Source organism: Nocardia ninae NBRC 108245, from assembly GCF_007990755.1.
Lineage (GTDB): Bacteria > Actinomycetota > Actinomycetes > Mycobacteriales > Mycobacteriaceae > Nocardia > Nocardia ninae.
On the sequence record NZ_BJXA01000011.1, the window covers coordinates 25956 to 47157 of the forward strand.

The following is a 21202-nucleotide window of genomic DNA, read 5'->3' on the forward strand; positions in this document are numbered from 1 at the left end:
GAACGGACTGTCATGACCATCGAGCTCGACCCGATCACTCGACCCGACTCGACCGACTCGCCGAACCGCATCTCCCTCGCCGTCACCGGTATGAGCTGTGCGGCCTGCTCCACTCGGGTGGAACGCAAGCTCAACAAGATCGATGGAGTCACCGCGTCGGTGAACTACGCGACCGGCATCGCGACGATCGACGCGGTCGGCGACCTGACCGCCGAGCAGCTGTGCGCCGAGGTCGAGGCCACCGGCTTCGGGGCGTCGCCGGTCACCGACCGCGCCGAGACGATCCGTTCGACGCCGGAGGACGCGCAGGTCAGCGATCTGCTGCGGCGGCTGGTCGTCGCGCTGATGGCGTTCTTCCCGCTGGCCGACCTCTCGGTGATGTTCGCCACCATCCCGTCCACCCGGATCACCGGCTGGCAGCTGATCCTCACCGTGCTCGCGCTGCCCGTCGTGGTCTGGTCGGCGGCGCCGTTCCACCGCAAGGCTTTCGCCAATGCCAAGGCCGGTGCGGCCAGCATGGACACCCTGGTCTCGGTCGGCGTGCTCACCGCGACGCTGTGGTCGTTGGACACCATGTTCCTGCACCCGAACCGTTCCGAGCCTGCCCCCGACGGGGTCTGGGCGGCGATCTGGGCCAGTGACGCGATCTACCTCGAGGTGGCCGCGGGTGTCACCGCATTCGTGTTGGCGGGGCGGTATTTCGAGGCGAAGGCCAAGCGCTCGGCGGGCAGCGCGCTGCGTGCGCTGGCCGCGCTCGGTGCCCGCGAGGTCACCGTGCTGACCCGCGACGACCGCGAATTACGCGTGCCCATCGGCGAACTCGTGGAAGGGCAGCGCTTCGTGGTGCGCCCTGGTGAGACCATCGCCACGGACGGCCTTGTCGTAGCGGGTGAATCGAGCGTCGACGCCAGCGCGATGACCGGTGAATCCCTCCCGGTCGACGTGACGGCGGGCATGGCGGTGATCGGCGGCACCACCGCGCTCACCGGTCGCCTGATCGTGGAAGCCGCTGCGGTAGGGGCGGATACGAAGCTGTCCGGGATGATCCGGCTGGTCGAACAGGCGCAGACCGGCAAGGCGCGCATGCAGCGGATCGCCGATCGGGTGTCGGCGGTGTTCGTTCCGTTCGTCTTCCTCCTGACCGCCGTGACCTTCGTGAGCTGGCTCGTCACCGGTGCCGGTGCGGATCGGGCCGCGGCCGCCGCGCTGGCGGTGCTGGTGGTGGCGTGCCCGTGCGCGCTGGGCCTGGCCATCCCGACCGCGCTGATGGTGGCCTCAGGACGCGGTGCGCAACTGGGCATTTTCATCAAGGGACATCAGGCGCTGGAAGCCACCCGCGACGTCGACACCGTCGTGCTGGACAAGACCGGCACCGTCACCAACGGCGCGATGAGCGTGGTCGCGGTGACCGAGCGCGAGCCGTTCAGCACGGCGGAGGTGCTGCGCCTGGCCGGTGCGGTGGAGGCGGCGTCCGAACACGCGGTGGCCGCGGCGATCACCCGCCACGCCCGCGACGTGGTCGAGGAATTGCCCGCCGTCGAATCCTTCGAGGCACTACCGGGATTGGGTGCCAGCGGCACGGTAGATGGCCGCCGCGTGCTGGTGGGCCGAGCGCGGCTGTTCGACGATCAAGGCATCGGCATCCCACAGGAACTGAATCGCGCTGTCCGGCAACAGGAACGCTGCGGGCGCACCGTGGTGCTGGTCGCCGTGGACGGTGCGGTCGTCGCGGTGATCGCGGTGGCCGATACCGTCAAGGACACCGCGGCCGCCGCGATCGCCCGGCTGCACCGGCTCGGGCTGCGGGTCATGATGTTCACCGGTGACAACGCCTACGCGGCGCAATCGGTGGCCGACGAGATCGGCATCGATGAGGTTGTCGCCGAACTGCTTCCGGAGGGCAAGGTCGACCTGATCGCCCGCATGCAGGAGCAGGGGCGCCGCGTGGTGATGGTCGGCGACGGCATCAACGACGGTGCGGCGCTGGCCACCGCCGACCTCGGCATGGCGATCGGCGCGGGCACCGACGTCGCGATCGCCGCCGCCGACGTCATCCTGGTGCGCGAGGACCTCGGCGCCGTGGCCGACGCCATCGAGCTGGCGCATGCCACGTTGCGCACCATCAAGGGAAACCTGGTGTGGGCCTTCGGCTACAACGTGATCGCCATCCCGGTGGCCGCGCTCGGGTTCCTGAATCCGCTGATCGCCGGGGCGGCCATGGCGTTCTCGTCGTTCTTCGTGGTCTCGAACAGCTTGCGGCTGCGGCGAGTTCGCTTCGATCGCTAGCCGCGCCCCCGATAAGGCCTCAACGACGGGACTGGGCCAGTTGGTCCAGCATGGCGTTGTACGCGGCGAGATCGGAGTCGCCGTAGTCGTCGTCCTTGCGGTCGGTGCGCACCGCGGTGCGGCGGTCCTGGGCCACCCACTGGGTGAGCAGCGCACCGACCACGAGCAGGATCGGGATTTCGCCGGAGACCCAGGCGATGCCGCCGCCGACGCGCTGATCGGCGAGCAGGTCGATCCGCCACGGCAGTTGCAGGTTCGTGTAGAAACGCGACCCGATGACGGTGTTCATCGACATCACCGCGACACCGAAGAAAGCGTGAAAAGGCATGACCGCGAACAGCATCCCGAGCCTGCCCAGATGTGGCAGCCGGCGCGGGCCCGGGTCGATGCCGATGATGCCCCAGTAGTACAGGTAGCCGACGATCAGGAAGTGCACGTTCATCAGCACGTGCCCCCAGTGGTAGCGGATCAAGCTCTCGAACAGTGGCGTGAAATACAAGCCGTAGAGCGAGATCACGAACAACGACAGCGCGGTCGCGGGGTGGGCGATCACCGCGGTCGGTCGCGAATGCAGCAGCGCGAGTACCCATTCGCGCACACCGTGCACCGCGCCGCGCTTGGCCGCCGGGACCGCGCGCAGCAGCAGGGTCACCGGCGCGCCGAGCACCAGCAGCACCGGCACGAACATGTTCAAGGCCATGTGCGTGATCATGTGCATGCTGAACATCGCGAAACCGTAGGTGCCGATGCCCGAGGAGGTCGCGATCAGCAGCGCCACACAACCGCTGATCCAGGAAATGGTGCGCCACTTCGACCACTCGTCGCCGCGCCGCCACAACCGCAGCACGCCGAGCGCGTACAGCACGATCGCGGCCACCGCGGCGGTGCCGAGCACGAGGTCGAAGCGCCACAACGTCATCAGCCGCAGCAGGTTCGGCCGGTCGAACAGGTCGAAGCCGAGGAAGACCTGCTGCGCGGTGAACGACCGGTCGGCGAAGGCCGGGGCGGGCTGTACCGCCATGGCCACCGTCGCGCCGAGCGCTATCGCGGAAAGCGCTCCGCCGGAAGCGATCAGGAAGGCGGTGCGGGGGCCGGGCTGCCGGTGGCGCAGCACGACGCGCATGGTCAGCGCGAGGTCGACGCCTACCGCGACCACCACCAGTGCCAGCCGCCCGTACCCGGTACCGAGCACATCCCGCCAGGGCAGCAGGATCAGCCAGAGCACGAGGCCACTGAGGGTCGCCGCCGCCAGGCACAGCAGAGTGATCGTCGCACCGCGATGTACCGCGGTGCGCGCGTGTGACCCGTTGCGCCGCAGGTGTTCCGCGACGCACCACAGCAGTCCGGGCAGCACCGATACCGCGAGCTGGAAGACGATCATCGCGCCGGTGCCGTAGTCGTGATTCGGACCCTCCCCCGCGTTGCCCACCATCGCGGGGGGCAGCACGCCGATGGCGGCCACCAGCATGAGCACCGCTGCCCCGTTCCAGGACAACATGATTCGAGCACCAAGGGTCACCACTGCGGCAAGCAGGGCGACCACGATCCACGCCTTCGGCTTTTCGCCGGCGTCGATCAGCGGGCCGAGCGCGCCCAGCCGGAAGAGACTGGAGACGGTCAATCCGCCCACATTCGCGGCGGTCACCGGGATCAGCGCCAACGCCGACACCAGCCACACCGCACCGGCCCGCTCGGCCAGGCGCAGGCCGGAGTAGCCGTCGACATCGAGGCGGCCGCGGCCGGTGACCGCGGTACAGCACACCGCGTAGACCAGGGCGCCGAGCGCGGTCGCACCCGCCAGCGCGGCGGCAACACGCAGCACCACGTACGCGAGCACGTCGACGAAGCCGGGATAGGCGGTTCCGGCGGCCCGGTACGGCGTCGCGCCCGCTTCCACCACCGAGCCGATGACGAGGGCGAGCAGAACGGCCGTCGCGACCAGCCAGACGAGGTGGACCGTCGAGCGTTTCACCTGCACGTTTCCGTCCACCATCCTCGAGTACGAAAGTTGCCCCTGAACCAGGCCTCGCTGACCGGTCGGCCGCGGCGCCGGGAAAGTTCCGACGTCGACCCGACTGCGATGCAGGTCACATTTCGTGGGTGGTGGTCGAGCTCGCGGCTCAGACGGTGTTCGCGCTGATTCCGCCGGAGATCGTCAGGGCCTCGCCGTTGAAGTGCCGCCCGTGCTCGGACACCAGCAGCAAGACCGCGTCAGCGACCTCGTCCGGTGCGATCAGATCGCCGTTCGGCGGGCCGGCGGCGAACATCTCCATCACGTCTTCCCTGGTGGGATTCTCCTTGTCCGGCAGCATCAGTCGATACATCGCCGGATTCTGGATCATGTCGGTATCCACGCCGCCGGGCAGCACCGCGTTGACGGTGATCCCGTACTCCACCACCTCCAGCGACACCGACTTGACCAGACCGACCACACCCCATTTCGCGGCCGCATAGTGTCCGGCGTTGCGCACGCCCATCCGGGCCACGATGGAAGAGGTGGCCACGATGCGGCCCCAGCGGCGTTCGATCATGTGCGGCAGCACCGCGCGGATGCTGTGGAAGACACCGTTGAGGTTGGTGTCGATCATGTCCTGCCACATCTCGTCGCCCATCTCGGCGATCGGCGCGTTGGACGCGATGCCGGCATTGGCGATCAGGATGTCGATGTGACCGAAGTCATCGATGGCGCGCTGGGCGACCGCGTTCATCTCCGTCTGACTTCGTACATCGGCCCTGAGCGGCACGCAGCGGCGTCCGGTCTCCTCGACCAGCTTGGCCGTCTCGGCCAGATCGTCCTCGGCGCTCATCGGATACGGCACGCTCGCGATCTGCTCGGCGATATCGCAGACCACGATGTCCGCGCCCGCCGCCGCCAGCGCGACCGCATGAGCACGACCCTGCCCGCGGGCACCGCCGGTGATCACCGCTACCTTGTCATCGAGATTCCCCATATCGGGCCCCTCACCAAGATCGGCATGTGCTCGGCCGAAACCATCGTTTCACGCCGAATCGGTGTGCGGTTGCCGTTTACGTTCGTATTGTCCAGCCCAGTGCACGAAACGTTCCGGGTCGGCGCAGCGACGAAGTGGATGCGGTGTGTGTCGCAGCATCCGGTAGGACTCGTCTGCGCCACAACACCCAGGCGCGCGGCCCAGCGCGCCCACAATGGTCCCAGGGGGCCAGATGACCGATTGTGAGTACCGCGCCGTGGATCTCGACCAGCTCGTCCGACCTATCGACACCGACTACGACGTGACCGTGGTGCGCGCGCTGGACAGCCCGCGGCTGCGCAGGCTGATGTACACCGTGGTCGGGCTCTCGCACGACTCCATCGATCTGCTGTCGACCATGAGCGACCGGTTGCGCGCGGTCGAGGGCATGCTGGTGCGCGACCCGCTCGACTGCTGAGCGGGATCAGACGGTACTACTGGCCGCGGGCAGTCCCGGCGCGGCCGGTATCCGTTGATAGCCACGGAGATTGACCAGCCCGCGGCGCTCGGGCGGGCCGGTGAGCCGCAGCCCGGGGAAGCGCTCGTACAGCGCCGACAGGGCGATCACGCCCTCGGTCCTGGCCAGACTGGCGCCCAGGCAGGCGTGCACGCCGCTGCTGAACGACAGGTGGTCCTTCGCGTTGGGTCTGGTCACGTCGAATCGCGTGGGGTCGGCGAAGACGGCCGGGTCGCGGTTGGCGGCACCGAGCAGCAGCGACACCATCTCGCCGCGTGCGATCTTCTGGCCGGCTACCTCCCTGTCGCACAACGCAATTCGGGCGGTCATCTGCACGGGGCTGTCGTAGCGCAGGATCTCCTCGACGGCCCCGGGCCACCGGTGCGGCTCGGCCCGCAGCAGGTCCAGCTGATCCGGGTTCTCGTGCAATGCCACGATGCCGTTGCCGAGCAGGTTGACCGTCGTTTCGAAGCCCGCCCCGGTGACCAGCGTGGCGGTAGCCATCAGTTCCGGCTTGGTCAGCAGGCCGCCGACGGTCAGTTCGCTGAGGATGTTGTCGCCGGGATCGGCGCGCAATTGCTCGATGTGCCCTTCGAGATAGTCCTGACTGTCGCGCAGGGCGGCCATCGCGCCGCGGAACGCGCGCCAGGAGATGCCGACGTCGAGCAGTGGCGCGCCCGCGTGGCCGAGTTCCAGTAACTCGCCCTCCTTCTCCTTCGGCACACCGAGAATTTCGCAGATGATCGCCACCGGCAGTAGCCGCGCGAAGTCCTGGATCAGGTCGGCGGCGGGGCGGGTCGCCAGGTCGGCCAGGAGTTCGTCGGTCACCTCGGCAATCCGATCGCGCAAGCGGGCGACGGCGCGCGGGGTGAATTCCTGGGCGACGAGCTTGCGGTACCGGGTGTGCTCCGGCGGGTCGACCATCAGCATCGACGGCGGCTCCACCGGGTTCGCCAGCTTCGGATCGGTGGCCCGCAGCAGGCGCAGCACCGGGCCGGGCAGGTTCATCGTCTCCGGCGGGGTGACGCCGAAGTTTTTGTCGCGCAGAATGTTCCGGCAGACTTCATGGTCGGCGGAGACCCAGGAGAACGGAGTCCGGACCAGCCTGCCCTGCTCGCGGACGCGGTCACCGAACGGGTAGGGGTTCGGTCCGGCGCGCCGTCCCGCGAGGATCTCGGACACGGGATCGCCACGGCGGGCCCGCATTCGGAGGAACGCACCCGGGCCGCCGTGCAGTATCGCCCACCTGATCCAACTCTTCATCGTGGCCCCCGCCTGTGTCGTCGAATTCCCTCACGGTACGCACCGGTAGCGCGGCGCGCATCGGCCCACGGTGGCAGCTGAGGCGAACCTTCGGCAAAGTCGATCAATCCCTGACATGAGACGGCGGTCACATGGTTTGGTGGAGACAGGCCGGTCGCGCCGGCCATAGCTGGACGGCGGTTCGGAGGTGGCGACAGCCATGAGTGTGACGCAGACCGAACAACTTCAGGCGGTTCGACCTTATCCGCGACGGATGGGGCCGAAGGGTTCCTACATCTGGAAGATGATCACGACCACCGATCCGAAGGTACTCGGGGTCATGTACCTGGTCTCGGCCATGTCGTTCTTCTTCATCGGCGGACTGATGGCGCTGCTGATGCGCGGCGAACTGGCGCGGCCCGGCATGCAGTTCTTGTCGCCGGAGCAGTACAACCAGCTGTTCACCATGCACGGCACCCTGATGCTGCTGTTCTACGCCACCCCGATCGTCTTCGGTTTCGCGAATGCGGTGCTGCCCTTGCAGATCGGCGCGCCGGACGTCGCGTTCCCGCGGCTCAACGCGTTCAGCTATTGGCTGTATCTGTTCGGGGCGACCATCGCGACCGCGGGCTTCATCACCCCCGGCGGGGCCGCCGACTTCGGCTGGACCGGGTATACGCCGCTGAGCAACTTCCAGCACGCGCCCGGGGTGGGCGGCGATCTCTGGATCATGGGCCTGATCCTGTCCGGCCTCGGCACCATTCTCGGCGGCGTCAACATGATCACCACGATCATCTGCCTGCGTGCGCCCGGCATGATCATGTTCCGGATGCCCATCTTCACCTGGAACATCCTGATCACCAGCATCCTTGTGCTGCTTGCTTTTCCGATCCTCACGGCCGCGCTGTTCGCGCTGGCGATCGACCGCCACCTCGGCGCGCACATCTACGACCCGGCCAACGGTGGCGTGATCCTGTGGCAGCACCTGTTCTGGTTCTTCGGCCATCCCGAGGTGTATATCGTGGCGCTGCCGTTCTTCGGCATCGTCACCGAGATCTTCCCGGTGTTCAGCCGCAAGCCGCTGTTCGGTTACACCGCACTGGTGTACGCGACGATCTCGATCGGCGCGCTGTCCGTTGCGGTCTGGGCACACCATATGTACGCGACGGGATCCGTTCTGCTGCCGTTCTTTTCGCTGATGACCTTCTTGATCGCGGTGCCCACCGGGGTGAAGTTCTTCAACTGGATCTTCACGATGTGGCGCGGGCAGTTGACCTTCGAGACGCCGATGCTGTGGTCACTCGGCTTCCTGGTGACCTTCCTGTTCGGTGGACTGTCCGGCATCATCCTGGCCAGCCCGCCGCTCGACTTCCACGTCACCGACTCATATTTCGTGGTGGCGCACTTCCATTACGTGTTGTTCGGGACCATCGTGTTCGCGACGTTCGCGGGTATCTACTTCTGGTTCCCGAAGATGACCGGGCGGCTGATGGACGAGCGCCTCGGAAAGTTGCATTTCTGGACGACCTTCGTCGGCTTCCACACCACGTTCCTGGTGCAGCACTGGGTGGGTTCGGAGGGGATGCCGCGCCGCTACGCCGACTATCTGCCCAGCGACGGGTTCACCGTGCTGAACACCGTCTCCTCCATCGGCGCGTTCGTGCTCGGGGCGTCGATGCTGCCGTTCATCTGGAACGTCTTCAAGAGCTATCGGTACGGCGAAGTGGTCACCGTGGACGATCCGTGGGGTTACGGGAACTCGCTGGAATGGGCGACCACCTGCCCGCCGCCGCGGCACAACTTCTACGAGCTGCCCCGGATCCGGTCCGAACGGCCGGCCTTCGAGCTGCACTACCCGCACATGGTGGAGCGGATGCGGACCGAGGCGTACGCGGGCTGGGGTGCCGAGCAGCGGGCGGCGATGCTCGTCCAGGATCGTGCGATCGATGAGAACAGGCCCTCGCTGGAGAAAAAGCCGGGTATCGACAGCACGCCCGAATAGCTATTGCTGAATCGGCAAAGAAGTTTGCCAGAACAGCCTCGCGCGTGGATCGTGGTGCTCATGACCGAGACACACAACCACGGCAGCAGCCAGATGACCCCCTACGACGGCGACGATACGGTGGGTTACTGGGAGCACTTCTACCAGGAGCGGGAACGCGTCTGGTCCGGTCTGCCCAATGTCTTCCTCGTTCGCGAGATCGAGTCGATGTCACCGGGTTCCGCCCTGGACCTCGGGTGCGCGGAAGGCGCCGACGCCGTCTGGCTGGCCCAGCACGGTTGGCGCGTCACCGCCGTCGACGTCTCGGAGACCGCGCTGGGCCGTGCGCGGGCCCACGCCGCCGACGAGGGCATCACCGACATCGACTGGCAGCAACACGATCTCGCGAACTCCTTCCCCGAAGGACAATTCGACCTCGTCAACGCCCAATACCTGCACTCCCCCGTCGCACAGGCCGACGAACGCGAGAAGATCCTGCGCCGCGCCGCCGACGCCGTCGCCCCCGGCGGCCAACTCCTCATCGTCGGCCACGCCGGCTGGCCCACCTGGGTCCAAGACCCACCCAACATCCACCTCCCCACCACCGCCGAGGTCCTCGCGGGCCTCCACCTCACCCCCACCGAATGGACAGTCGAAGCCGACGAAGTCGTCGACCGCGAACACGCCGGCCCAGAAGGCGAACCCGGAACCCGCCAGGACAACATCCTCCGCATCCGCCGCCACTGATTCACCTGCGCGTCCACCGAACAGCCACCCGCTCGACCTCCACCGCCACCTCGACACCACAAACCGGCCGCGCCGTATCCACCCGAACCGTCGGCGCGAGGTCGAGCGGCGCGGCCTGCGCCGCCCACACCGCCCAGTCACTGACAAGGCGCTGCTCGTCCCGATGTATCGCGGCCCGGCGTCTACCCGCATAGCGGGCTTTCGCCAGTTCGGCGGGGATGTCACACCACACCTCGACGACCCGGTCAGCGCCGGACTTGTCGATTCCCGTTGCGGCAAAAGATAAGTCACGCGGCTTGAACCACCACGAGTCGATGACAACAGTCCCCGGCGTCGCCCGCGCCAACGCCCACACCGCATCCATCGCGATGCCACCCAACTCAGGGATGGCAGCGGAGTCGGCAACACAGTCCGCCAGGGCCTCCTTGACGGTGTCCTTCGACAAGAATTGTGCCCCCAACGCCGCGGCCAGCGATCGCCCAAGCGTCGTCTTACCAGAGCCCGGCAATCCATTGACCAGCACTAAAAGTTCGGCCATCTGCCGGTCTCCTCAGCGTTCGGGCGTCTCCAGGCGGAAGACTCGGCGGGCGTTGCCGGCGAGGAACAGGTCGCGGACTTCTTGGTCGAGGTTCAGGTCGTCGAGGCCGGTCAGGGCTCGGTTCGGCATGATCATTGGGTAGTTGGTGCCGAAGAGGACTTTTTCGCGGCCGTGGCCATGGAGGTAGGTCACCAGTTCGGGTGGGTATCGGCGGACGGTGTAGGCCGAGGTGTCGATGTGCACGTTCGGGTATTTCGTTGCGAGCGCGATCATTTCGGTGGTCCAGGGGTAGCCGATGTGGCCGCCGACGATGGTCAGTTCGGGGAAGTCCAGGGCGACGTCGTCGAGGTAGGGAATCGGTCGTCCGGTCTCCGAGGAACGCAGCGGGCCGGTGTGGCCGACTTGGGTGCAGAAGGGAATGCCGAGTTCGACGCACTCGGCGTACAGCGGGTAGTAGCGGCGGTCGTTCGGCGGCAAACCCCACAACCACGGCACGATGCGCAGCGCCCGCATGCCCAATTCGTGGACCGCACGGCGCAATTCATGCACTGCGACGATCGGCTTGCGCAGATCCACCGAGGCGACGCCGACCAGCCGGCCGTCGGATTCCGCGACGAACGAGGCGACCTCGTCGTTGGAGATCAACACCCCTTCCGGGCCATACCAGGCGCTGATCAATGCGACGTCGACGCCCCCGGTATCCATGGCCGCGATCGTGGCGGACACCGGCGGCTGCTCGGTCGGTAGCGGTGCACCCCAGCGCCGCAGCGAATCGAACATGTCGTGCTGCACCATCCGTGCCGTCGGATGCTGCGCCCACGCATCGATGATCGCCATCGTCCCTCCCCACGGATATCGCATCGGTCAACGCCGCTTACGGTAGTCAGTGTCCCGGCGCCGCTCAGGCGGATCGGCGAATCCAGGCACGCAATCGAAATCCGCTCTGGCGCCGAAACGTACCGGCCGCCGAGTTCACCGGCAGCCGCGAGCGCCACGCCTAGGTGCGCCGCCAGCCAAGCGCACCGCCGCCCAAGCCCGCCGCCAGCCAAGCGCACCGTCAGCCAAAGTGCACCGCAGCCCAAGCGCACTGGCAGCCAAGCGCACTGGCATCGAAGCGCCATGCGGAAGGTCCGCGAAAATTCGTGGGGTGATCCGCGCACCGAATGGGTATTAGGTCTTTACGCCGTATCGCCGACGATCGGTAGCTGAGCCAACCGGCCCGGGTGTCCGCATCGCAACGGCGCGGCGCGGGCACCCCTCCGCTGGCGGCGCTCACAGGGAATCCCCAGCTCGCTCGCAGGTCGGCCAGCGGTTGCCGGGCGATCATGGGCGCATGGTCGGTACTTATCTCGCGTGGATCGGCGCGTTCGGCGCTGGTCGGCAGCCGTGTGTGGCACGGGCGAGCCGGGCATGAGCGCGCGGGCGCGGGTGGCGCGGCGGGTGGCGTCGGTTCCGTTGCGGATCGGGTTGGTGATCGCGTTGCTGCTGCTGACCGCGGCGGCCCTGCTCGCCTCGGGTGTGGCGGTGACCTCGGCATTGAGCCAATCGCTGACCCAACGCACCGACGAGCAGCTCTACGATGCGGCACGGTCGTGGGCCCAGCCGCGGCCGATGAAGCAGGTGCGCACGAGTGACGGTGCCGTGCAATGGGTCCCGGCCGACGCTCCCGGCCCACTGCCGCGGTTGCCCGGCGACCAACCGCGCCGGTTCTTCGAACTGCACAAGAGCGCGGGCGGGCAGGTGTTCTTCGAGGTCGCGGGTGGCGGCAATGCTTCGGGCATACCGGATCTCGCGGGGCAGTCCGGGGACGCTCCGGTGACGGTCGACTCGGCCGACGGCTCGTCCGTGCGTTGGCGGGTATTGACCACCGAGAACCAGTACGGCTCGACCACCGTCGGCCTGCCGCTGACCGACAACCAGGAGACGGTCTCGCACTTGATCTTCATCGAGATCGCTACCGGCACAGCGGCGTTGATCACCCTCGGCGTGGTCGGCTACCTGGTGATCCAGCGGAGCCTGCGACCGCTGCGCGAGGTGGAGGACACCGCGGCCGCCATCGCGGGCGGCGATCTGCACCGGCGGGTCCCGGTCCGCGGCGTGGATACCGAGGTCGATCATCTGGCCCGCTCGTTGAACGAGATGCTCGCCCGGATCCAGTACGGTGTCGCGGCCACGGAGGCGTCCGAGGAGGCCGCCCGCCGTTCCGAGGCCACGATGCGCCGGTTCGTCGCCGACGCCAGCCACGAGTTGCGGACCCCGCTGACCACCATTCGTGGCTTCGCCGAGCTGTATCGGCAGGGTGCGAGCACCGATGCCGCCATGGTGATCGGCCGCATCGAGTCCGAGTCCGAACGGATGAGCCTGCTCGTCGAAGACCTGTTGCTGCTGGCGCGACTGGACGAAAAGCGCCCGCTGGAGCGCAAATCGGTGGATCTGCTGGCCCTGGCCGGTGATGCCGTGCACAACGCCCAAGCCATGGCCGCCCGCCAGAAGCCAACGCCCGCAACGCCCGAGCGGCGTATCGGCGTGGTGGTCGACCGCGGCGAAGGCACGATGGAAGTGATCGGCGACGAACCACGACTGCGCCAGATCCTGGCCAACCTGCTCGGCAACGCCCTCGCGCACACGCCGTCGCAGGCCGCGATCATCGTGCGGCTCACCCCGTTTCGCGACGAGGTGCGCCTCGACGTGATCGACTCCGGCCCCGGACTCGCGCCCGAGGCCGCCGCCCGCGTCTTCGAACGCTTCTACCGCACCGACAGCTCCCGCAACCGGGCGAGCGGCGGCGCAGGCCTCGGCCTCTCGATCGTGCACGCATTGGTGGCGGCACACGGCGGCCGAGTCACGGTGCACAGCCAGCCGGGCGAGGGAGCCATCTTCACGGTCACGCTGCCCCGCGAGCAAACCGCCTGTGCGACAACCTGACCCGGGCGCTACATCCCGACGCATTCGATGATCGGCGCCGGGTAGACGCTCGGATCGACGTTCTCGCGCCACGGGGTGTGCACGGCGGCGCCCGGAATGTGCGCCAGTTCGGGCAGCCAGCGGCGCGCATAGTCGCCGTCCGGGTCGTAGCGCTTGGCTTGGCGCAGCGGATTCAGCACCCGATTCGGCCGGGTGTCGGTGCCGGTGCCTGCCACCCACTGCCAGTTGAGTTGATTGTTCGCCAAGTCGGCGTCGACCAACCAGTGCAGGAAGTGGGCGGCCCCGACGCGCCAGTCCACCCGCAGCGATTTGGCCAGGAAGCTGGCGGTGATCAACCGGGCGCGCCCCGGCATCCACCCTTCGGCGCGCAATTGCCGCATGGCCGCGTCGATGACCGGGTAGCCGGTGCGTCCGTCCTGCCAGGCCGTGACGGCCTGCGGATCATCGCGCCAGGTGACCGACCGGGGCCGATAGTCCGACCACGCCGCGTCCGGCCTGGCGGCGAGCAGCTGATGATGGAAGTCGCGCCAGGCGAGCTGCCTGGCGAAGGCATGCCCGCCCGGCGTCGCCATGTCCACCCGGTGCACCAGTTCCACCGGCGATACGCACCCGAAGTGCAGATACGGCGAGAGGTGCGAGGTGGCGTCGGCGGCGAGATCGTCATTGTTGTCCTCGTAGCCCGCGATCGGCCCGGACAGCCAGTCCCGCAGTATCTTTCGTCCGGTTGTCTCACCACCCACGGCGAGCTGCGGCGAGGTCGGACCCGCACAGAGTTGCTCGGCTTCGGGCAGCGGATCGCTCGCCACGGGCGGCATGGTGAGCTCGCGCGGCTTGCCGAACGGTTTGCGCTGATGCGCCTCGGACCAGCGGCGGAAGTACGGGGTGAAGACGGCGAAATGGTCCCGCCCGGTGGACGGAACGAGCACCTCGGGATCGGCGGCGGTGATCGTGGCGGCATGGCTGTGCAGCAGGCAACCGCGCTCTTCGAGGCGTTCCCGCAGGGCCTGTTCGCGCCTGCGGCTGTACCCGCTCACGTCGGCGGCGATGTGCACGCTGTCGGCGTGCACCTGCGCCGCCACCTCGGCAACCACGTCGACGACGTTGCCGCGCCGCACCACCAGCCGGCCACCGATGGCCCGCAATTCGGCGTCCAGCTCGCCCAGTGCGGCGGCGAGGAAGCGCGCCCGGTTCGGCGCGGCGAAACGCCCGGCCGCGATGGCGTCGTCGATGACGAACAGCGGTACCACCGCCGCGCCCTCGCGATGGGCGGCGGTGAGCACCGGATTGTCGTGCACCCGCAGGTCACGGGTGAACACTGCGATGGTGACGGTCATCTGCTCCTCTTCGGACAGTGCGGGGACAAGTAACTCCGGCACCCACAAGGGTGGCGCCACGGTGCCACGGGCGGCTCAATGCTGGACCCCGTCGACGCGACCCTGGCGGGTGCCGGAGCACTCGGTCAGAGCGTGCAGAGCGGGACGATATCCGTCCGGCCGACGGTGCTGGGTGAGGTCAGGTACAGGCACGGGTCCTGGCCTGCCGCAACGATTTCCGCGCGCACCCGCGACCATGCGGCCGAATCCAGCATCGGTGCGCGGGCCAGCACGAAACCCGATGTCCGCTCCGGGTTCGTCACGAGCGCCCACGAATAGTCCGGGCCGAGGGCCGTCACGATGTAATTGGTCGGCCCGTCGAGCCGGTCCTGGGTGGGCACCCCGGGAAAGCTGACGTGCAACTGCGCACCGGTGGCCCGGTCGTTGACCGTCGCGGTGCCCATGATCTCGTTGTTCGTGTTCGTCCAGGTGGTGCAGGTGTTGCGCACCGAGATGTTGCCTTGCTGGTCGAGCGCGTAGTTGGCCTGGGTATCGCGCGCACAGACCAGATTGAAGTACTGCGGGACCGCCGCGAGCTGATTCCAGGTACCGAGGTACCGGTTCAGGTCCAGCGATGGGACCGGTGCCGGTGCGGCAACGGGGGCGGCTTGCGCACCACCCACGGCCAAGAATGAGCCGGCCAGACCGGCCAGGGCAACGAGCAGGCGAACGGGATACCGCTTCGTTCGTGATGTCACGCGAACTCCTCGGGAATCGACGACACCGACCATGGTAGCCGATAACGATGCACAAGTGATTCAATGTGTCGAGATTTGCGAAGCGAGCCACCACCCGGAACCGATTGCCGCGGGCGTCCCGCGCGATGCGCAGCCGCCCGGGCGTGGTGAAGCGGGCGAACCGGAACAGGCAGAATAGGGCGATGTCCGCCGGTTCCGCTCCCGTTTCCGACGCGGCCGGGTACACGGTCCGCGCGGTCGCCGAGCGCCTCGGCATCCCCACGGCGACCCTGCGGAGCTGGAACCGCCGCTACAACATCGGCCCGCCCCAGCACCGCCCCGGCAAACACCGCCTCTACACCGAGGCCGACATCGCGCTGCTCGGCCGGATGCTGACCCTCATCCAGGACGGCGCCAGCCCGGCGGGCGCGGCAGCGGCGGTACGCGGCCCGGCGCCGCAGCTCGGTGACCGATTCCCGTTGCTCGCCGCGGCCTTCACGCTGGAGACGCGCGCGGTGTCCAACTATCTGGAGGCGCACTTCCGCGCCTACGGCGTGGTGGACACGTGGGATCAGTTGTGTCGCCCCGCATTCGCCGACATCGTCGCGCGCCAGGGTGCGGGCGAAGGCTGCATCGACGTGGAGCATCTGCTGTCGTGGTGCATCACCTCGGTGCTGCATCGCACCAATCCGCCGCCCGACGCGCCCGCGCCGCAACCGGTGGTGCTCGCCTGCACCAGCGGCGAGACGCACGCGCTGCCGCTCGAAGTACTGCGCGCGGCGCTCGCCGAGGGCGAAGTCGGCGCGCACATGCTCGGCGCGGACGTCCCGACCAGCGCACTGACCGACAGTCTCGCGCGCCACGATCAGCCCGCCTCGGTGGTGCTGTGGTCCCAGCAGGAATCGACGGCGCTGACCTCGGCGGTGCGCGCCTGCCAGGAAGCGGGCGCACGAGTGTTCGTCGGCGGGCCGGGCTGGGATTCGGTGATCCTGCCCGAGTCGACCGAGCGGGTGACGAGCCTGACGGACGCCGTCGAGCATCTGAGCTGACCCGCGCGGCAAACGATGCAATAATGAGGCACTCGGCAATCGGCCCGTTTGCCAGATAACCGTCGGGTTATCCACTGCCTTATGTGCGGTGGCAACCGATCAGTCACCTCCCTGCCGCGTGGGACCGGCGGTCGGCGGGGGCACCTCGACCAGCGCGCCGAGCCGAAGCAGCCCGTCGATCGAATCCGGGCCACCCGCACCGCCAGAGTTGGCCGACCGATTTTCGCCGCCTCGATGACCGGGCGTTGCTCTTCGGCCACCGTCCGTACCACCCTGCGCGCGACAGTGGCGGTACCCCCTTGCCCCACTTGTGGTCTCGGCGCTCCTGCGCAGGCCCGGCGTACCTCTCCGAGCACGCGGCCTGCCACTCGTCCCGGGCCACCCCAACACTTCGAGGAGTCTTCGCGGTGAGCATCCAATCGCACGTCACGGCACGACCCTCGACCTCATGGCCCGATGTCGAACACGTGCCCACCGGCACCCGCGCCACCATCGCCGCCGCGCTGGCGGATCGGCTGTTCCGGCGCGCCGTGCGCACGTTGCCGATCCGGGTCGAATACCCGGACGGGACGGTGCTCGGCCGCGGCGGGGCGGACGCGCCGCGGCTGATCCTGCACCGGCCGGCGGACTTCACCGCGCGGCTCGGGGTAGGCGGCCTGATCGGCTTCGGCGAGTCGTACATGGCCGGCGACTGGTCGTCGCCGGATCCGGCGGCGACGCTCACGGTGTTCGCGGCCCGCATCGACCGGCTCGTCCCCGCCCCGCTGCGGGCGCTACGCCGCCTATACGTGTCGAAACACCCCGCTGCCGAGCACAACAGCGAGTCGAACAGCCGCAGCAATATCGCCAGGCACTACGACCTGTCGAACAACCTGTTCGAGCTGTTCCTCGACGAGACGCTGACCTACTCCAGCGCGCTGTTCCCCGCGACCGCGCCGCCGCCGCGGTGGGCCGACCTCGCCGCCGCGCAGCAGGCCAAGATCGACCGAATACTCGACCGCGCGGGCGTCGGTCCGGGCACCCGGATGCTCGAAATCGGTACCGGCTGGGGCGAATTGGCGCTGCGCGCGGCCGCTCGCGGCGCGTCGGTACGGTCGGTGACGCTGTCCACGGAGCAGCGCGCACTGGCGCTCGACCGGATCGCCGCCGCGGGCCTGTCCGAGCGCGTCACCATCGATCTGCTCGACTACCGCAGGGTGACCGGCGAGTTCGACGCGGTGGTCTCGGTGGAGATGATCGAGGCCGTCGGTTACGAATACCTGGACACCTTCTTCGAGACCATCGACCGGGTGCTCGCGCCGGGTGGCCGCGCGGTGATCCAGGCGATCACCATGCCGCACCACCGCATGCGCGCCACCCGCGACACCTACACCTGGGTGCATAAGTACATCTTCCCCGGCGGCTTCCTGCCGTCCACTCGGTTGCTCGCCGACGTGGCCGCCCGGCGCACCGAACTCGTTGTCCGCGAACAACTGTCGATGGGCGAGCACTACGCGCACACCCTGCGCCTGTGGCAGCAGCGGTTCAACGCGCGCGCCGATCGCGTCGCGGAACTGGGTTTCGATCCGATCTTCCGCCGGATGTGGCGGTTGTACCTGGCGCACGCCGAGGCCGGGTTCCGCTGCGGCTATCTCGATGTGCACCAGATTCTGCTCACCCGCGACGCGTGAGCGAGTAATTCAGCGGGTGCGACCGAGCAGATGTTTCAGCGCGGACGCGAGATCCGGTGTGCGGAAACGATGCCCGGCCTTGTCGAGCACAGCGGGCACCACCCGCTGACTCGCGGCGGCCAGTTCCCGCGCGCCTTGCCCGCCGAGCAGCAGGGCCGGACCGAACTCGGGCACCGGAAGCAGGGCGGGCCTGCGCAGCACGCCGGCCAGAACATTGGTGTACTCACTGTTGCGAACAGGTTGCGGGGCAACGGCATTCACCGGCCCGGACACGGAGTTGTCCCATAGCGCCCGATAATAGATATCCACCAGATCGTCGATGCCGATCCAGGACAGCCACTGTTCGCCGTCACCGATCCGGCCGCCGAGCCCGGTTGCGAACAGCGGCCGCAGCAGGCGCAGGGTGCCGCCGCGCGGCGACTGCACGATGCCGGTGCGCACCTTGACCACCCGGGCCCCGCCGTCGGCGGCGGCGCTGGTGGCCGCCTCCCACGCGTCGACCACGTCGGCGAGGAAGCCGTCACCGCGCGAGGCGTCTTCGGGTAGTCGGTCGTCGCCGCGGTCGTAGCCGTAGTAGCCGATGGCGGACGCGCTGACGAAGGTCGGGACACCCGCGCGGGCGGCGAGGGCGGCAAGCTGCTCGGTCGGGCCGATCCGGCTGTCCACGATGGCCTGTTTGTGTTCGTCGGTGAACCGGCCCGCGATCGAGGCACCCGCCAGGTGCACCACCGCGTCGACCCCGTCGAGCAGGTCGGGCGCGGGATCGTCCGGGTTCCATTGCCTTTCACCGGCTTGCGGCGCATGGCGGACCAGGCGGAGCACGGTGTGGCCGCCGGTCGACAGAAAGGCGGTCAAGGCCGAGCCGACCAGCCCCGACGCACCGGTCACCGCGATCGTCTTGGCGGTGAAGCCGGCGCGGGCCGCGTCGGCGTGCGCCGCCAGGTCGTCGGCCAGCTGCCGGTATCGGTAGTCGAACATCGGGCGCAGGGTGAACGCGGGCACCGGCGACTCGACCCGATCCACCACCCTGGTGTGCGTGTCGTCGACGATCTCGAAATCGTGGGTGTGCCGCCAGCGCAGCAGCAGGCCCGCGGGCAGCGAGCCGAGACCGTCCACGGCGATCCGGTCTACGAACCGCTGCGGCGGGTCATAACCAGCCGGGTCGTGTTTCGCCACCCACCGCAGCCCACCGGGCAGGCCGAGCACGGCCCGGCCGTCGGCCAGCGAATCGGCCTCCGCGAGCACCGACACCGGCTGCCACGGCGGCGCTAGCCGCGCGAACGCGCCTGGTCGGGCGTGCCACTCGAAGACCTCGGACCGGGGTGCCGCGACGACGCTCGAACACTCGATGCCCATCACTCGACTCTAGCGAGGTAGCGACGCTTTGCAACGTTCATGCATCGTTATTCCGAAAATCGCCCCGGATCGGCCGCCCTCTCCCGCGCGATACCGTGCAATTGAAACTTGTTCTACCATATGACGAGTCATCGTCGACATCGGAGGATTTGTCATGCCGCTGGAACCCTCGGCCGCGGAGCTCTTGACCGCCGTCCAGGCGTCGCCGACCGCGGTCGCCGCGCACGACAAGTCCGCGTGGGTCGACTTATTCGCCGTCGACGCCGAGGTGAACGACCCGGTCGGCGCCCGCCCGCATGTCGGGCGCGCCGCCATCGAGCGCTTCTACGACACCTTCATCGCCCCGAACGACATCGCCTTCCGGGTGGAGCGCGACATCGTGCACCCGCCGACGGTGGTGCGCGACCTGACCATCGAGACCACCATGTCGACCGGCGCCAGGGTCTCGGTCCCGATGCACCTGCGCTACCAGCTCACCGAGGACACCGACGGCTGGAAGATCACCCAGCTGGCCGCGCACTGGGAACTGGCGCCGATGATCGTGCAGCTGTTGCGCACCGGGCCGAGCGGGTTCGGCGCCGCGCTACAGCTCGGACCGCAACTGATTCGCCACCAGGGTGTCAGCGGCGCGTTGGGCATGCTGCGTGCGCTCGGCGGGGTGGGGCGGACAGGTAAGCGCGTGTCCTCCCGGCTGTTCGCCGCGGCGGGCAGCACGGACATCGTTCGCGTCCGCGGGCTGCTCGGACACTATGCCGTTGTCGAGTTCCCTGCGGGCACACCGGTTTCGGCGGAGGAGTTCACCAATCGGGCGCGAAACATGCGGTGGGGCAAGCTGATCGCCGCGGGTCGCACGGTGAGCGCGAGCGTTCGGTTCGGTGATACTCGCGGGGTGGCGTTCGTTGAATTCGCCGCAGGCGCGCCGAGCATCGCGAGCCTGCGCTTCTTCCTCGATCGCGCGTGAGATCGACTGTGGGATAGCGAAATCCGGGCGATGTGTCGCATCGCCCGGTACACGCTCAGGTGAGCTGGACCGACTGCGCTTGCCGCACCGGCTCCGGCACGCCGCCCTCGGTCCAGCCGGGCGGACCGAAGATATAACCGAGGCGGCCACGCCACGTGTGTGCGCCGCGCACGTCACGAACGAGCCCGGCCAGCTCGTGATAATTGACCTTCACCGGATTGTGCGTATCGATGTTCTTGGTGAGCCCGTACCGGATCGGCTCGGACTCGGCGGCGAAGCTGCCGAACATCCGGTCCCAGATGATGAAGATGCCGCCGTAGTTCCGATCGAGGTAGGGCTGGTTCGACCCGTGGTGGACGCGATGGTGGGCGGGAGTATTGAACAGGAACTCGATCGGACGCGGCAGCGTGCCGACGCGCTGGGTGTGGATCGGGAACTGATACAGCAGCCCGATGCTTTGCAGCACGAAGATCATCCACACCGGCAGGCCGAGCAAAGCCGCCGGCACCCAAGCCATTCCGCGCAGCACATTGGTCACCGGATGTACCCAGGGCAACCGGATCGCGGTGGACAGATTGAAGTGCTCGCTGGAGTGGTGCACGCTGTGCGAAGTCCACAGCAGCCGGACCCGATGGTCGGCCCGATGCGCCCAGTAGTAGCAGAAATCGGTCACCACCAGGCCGAGCACCCAGACCCACCACGCCTTCGCGGACAGGTGCAGCGGGGTGATCGCGGCGGCCCCGACCACCGCGGAGAACGGAATCAGGTACTGCGTCAGCGGTTTGGTGAGCCGGCCGATCGTGAACGTCGCCACGTTGGTTGCGGTGTCGCGGCCGGACCCGGCGTTGCTGGGGCGGTCGGGATCGCGGCGGTAGGCGAACCACTCCACGAGCATGAACAACGCGAAAGCGGGGACGGCATAGCTCAACAGCTCCACTCTGCCCACGAGA

17 protein-coding genes are annotated in these 21202 nt (G+C 68.2%); 8 read left to right on the forward strand and 9 right to left on the reverse strand.

Features of this window, described 5'->3' with window-relative positions; genetic code table 11:
- The first annotated feature begins 12 nt into the window (after positions 1-12).
- The gene (locus tag NN4_RS10890) at positions 13-2286 is read left to right on the forward strand and encodes a heavy metal translocating P-type ATPase (protein ID WP_147129814.1); all 2274 of its coding nucleotides are present in this window, start codon (positions 13-15) and stop codon (positions 2284-2286) included.
- A 19-nt stretch (positions 2287-2305) separates the two neighbouring features.
- On the opposite strand, the gene NN4_RS10895 is transcribed toward NN4_RS10890, so the two are convergent.
- Together NN4_RS10895 and NN4_RS10900 are read right to left on the reverse strand one after the other, a co-directional pair.
- The gene (locus tag NN4_RS10895) at positions 2306-4258 is read right to left on the reverse strand and encodes a bifunctional copper resistance protein CopD/cytochrome c oxidase assembly protein (protein ID WP_246180817.1); all 1953 of its coding nucleotides are present in this window, start codon (positions 4256-4258) and stop codon (positions 2306-2308) included.
- A gap of 148 nt (positions 4259-4406) precedes the next feature.
- Entirely contained in the window at positions 4407-5237 is an 831-nt protein-coding gene (locus tag NN4_RS10900) for a mycofactocin-coupled SDR family oxidoreductase (RefSeq protein ID WP_147129816.1), read from the reverse strand.
- A gap of 232 nt (positions 5238-5469) precedes the next feature.
- Between NN4_RS10900 and NN4_RS10905 the strand changes: the two genes are divergently transcribed.
- Positions 5470-5694 (forward strand): hypothetical protein, encoded by a 225-nt coding sequence (locus NN4_RS10905; RefSeq protein WP_147129817.1) that lies wholly within the window; start codon positions 5470-5472, stop codon positions 5692-5694.
- A 6-nt stretch (positions 5695-5700) separates the two neighbouring features.
- Here the strand turns inward: NN4_RS10905 and NN4_RS10910 are convergent, their stop codons facing one another.
- A complete protein-coding gene (locus NN4_RS10910) occupies positions 5701-6996 on the reverse strand; it encodes a cytochrome P450 (RefSeq protein ID WP_147129818.1) in 1296 nt (431 codons plus the stop codon).
- A 199-nt stretch (positions 6997-7195) separates the two neighbouring features.
- Between NN4_RS10910 and ctaD the strand changes: the two genes are divergently transcribed.
- Positions 7196-8977, forward strand: a complete 1782-nt coding sequence (gene ctaD / locus NN4_RS10915; RefSeq protein WP_147129819.1) for an aa3-type cytochrome oxidase subunit I — start codon at positions 7196-7198, stop codon at positions 8975-8977.
- 93 nt (positions 8978-9070) lie between these two features.
- Positions 9071-9703, forward strand: a complete 633-nt coding sequence (locus tag NN4_RS10920) for a class I SAM-dependent methyltransferase (protein WP_246180821.1) — start codon at positions 9071-9073, stop codon at positions 9701-9703.
- 1 nt (position 9704) lies between these two features.
- Here the strand turns inward: NN4_RS10920 and NN4_RS10925 are convergent, their stop codons facing one another.
- A complete protein-coding gene (locus NN4_RS10925) occupies positions 9705-10241 on the reverse strand; it encodes a P-loop nucleotide/nucleoside kinase family protein (protein ID WP_147129821.1) in 537 nt (178 codons plus the stop codon).
- Positions 10242-10253: 12 nt separating this feature from the next.
- The gene (locus NN4_RS10930; protein ID WP_147129822.1) at positions 10254-11078 is read right to left on the reverse strand and encodes an amidohydrolase family protein; all 825 of its coding nucleotides are present in this window, start codon (positions 11076-11078) and stop codon (positions 10254-10256) included.
- A 573-nt stretch (positions 11079-11651) separates the two neighbouring features.
- On the opposite strand from NN4_RS10930, the gene NN4_RS10935 reads away from it, so the two are divergent.
- The gene (locus NN4_RS10935; RefSeq protein WP_147129823.1) at positions 11652-13166 is read left to right on the forward strand and encodes a sensor histidine kinase; all 1515 of its coding nucleotides are present in this window, start codon (positions 11652-11654) and stop codon (positions 13164-13166) included.
- Positions 13167-13174: 8 nt separating this feature from the next.
- Here NN4_RS10935 and NN4_RS10940 read toward each other — a convergent pair whose 3' ends face one another.
- Together NN4_RS10940 and NN4_RS10945 are read right to left on the reverse strand one after the other, a co-directional pair.
- Complete coding sequence (locus NN4_RS10940; protein ID WP_147129901.1) at positions 13175-14500, reverse strand: cryptochrome/photolyase family protein; 1326 nt, start codon at positions 14498-14500, stop codon at positions 13175-13177.
- A gap of 125 nt (positions 14501-14625) precedes the next feature.
- Entirely contained in the window at positions 14626-15237 is a 612-nt protein-coding gene (locus tag NN4_RS10945) for a lipocalin family protein (protein ID WP_371865640.1), read from the reverse strand.
- A 182-nt stretch (positions 15238-15419) separates the two neighbouring features.
- On the opposite strand from NN4_RS10945, the gene NN4_RS10950 reads away from it, so the two are divergent.
- Together NN4_RS10950 and NN4_RS10955 are read left to right on the forward strand one after the other, a co-directional pair.
- Complete coding sequence (locus NN4_RS10950) at positions 15420-16265, forward strand: MerR family transcriptional regulator (protein WP_147129825.1); 846 nt, start codon at positions 15420-15422, stop codon at positions 16263-16265.
- Between the two features lie 407 nt (positions 16266-16672).
- Complete coding sequence (locus NN4_RS10955) at positions 16673-17935, forward strand: SAM-dependent methyltransferase (RefSeq protein WP_147129826.1); 1263 nt, start codon at positions 16673-16675, stop codon at positions 17933-17935.
- 9 nt (positions 17936-17944) lie between these two features.
- On the opposite strand, the gene NN4_RS10960 is transcribed toward NN4_RS10955, so the two are convergent.
- Positions 17945-19291, reverse strand: coding sequence for a TIGR01777 family oxidoreductase (locus tag NN4_RS10960; RefSeq protein ID WP_147129827.1), 1347 nt, complete (start codon positions 19289-19291; stop codon positions 17945-17947).
- A gap of 154 nt (positions 19292-19445) precedes the next feature.
- Between NN4_RS10960 and NN4_RS10965 the strand changes: the two genes are divergently transcribed.
- The gene (locus tag NN4_RS10965) at positions 19446-20252 is read left to right on the forward strand and encodes a nuclear transport factor 2 family protein (RefSeq protein ID WP_147129828.1); all 807 of its coding nucleotides are present in this window, start codon (positions 19446-19448) and stop codon (positions 20250-20252) included.
- A gap of 55 nt (positions 20253-20307) precedes the next feature.
- Here NN4_RS10965 and NN4_RS10970 read toward each other — a convergent pair whose 3' ends face one another.
- Positions 20308-21189 carry a sterol desaturase family protein gene (locus tag NN4_RS10970; protein WP_147129902.1) on the reverse strand — a complete coding sequence of 294 codons (882 nt, stop codon included), beginning with the start codon at positions 21187-21189 and terminating at the stop codon, positions 20308-20310.
- Positions 21190-21202 lie beyond the last annotated feature (13 nt).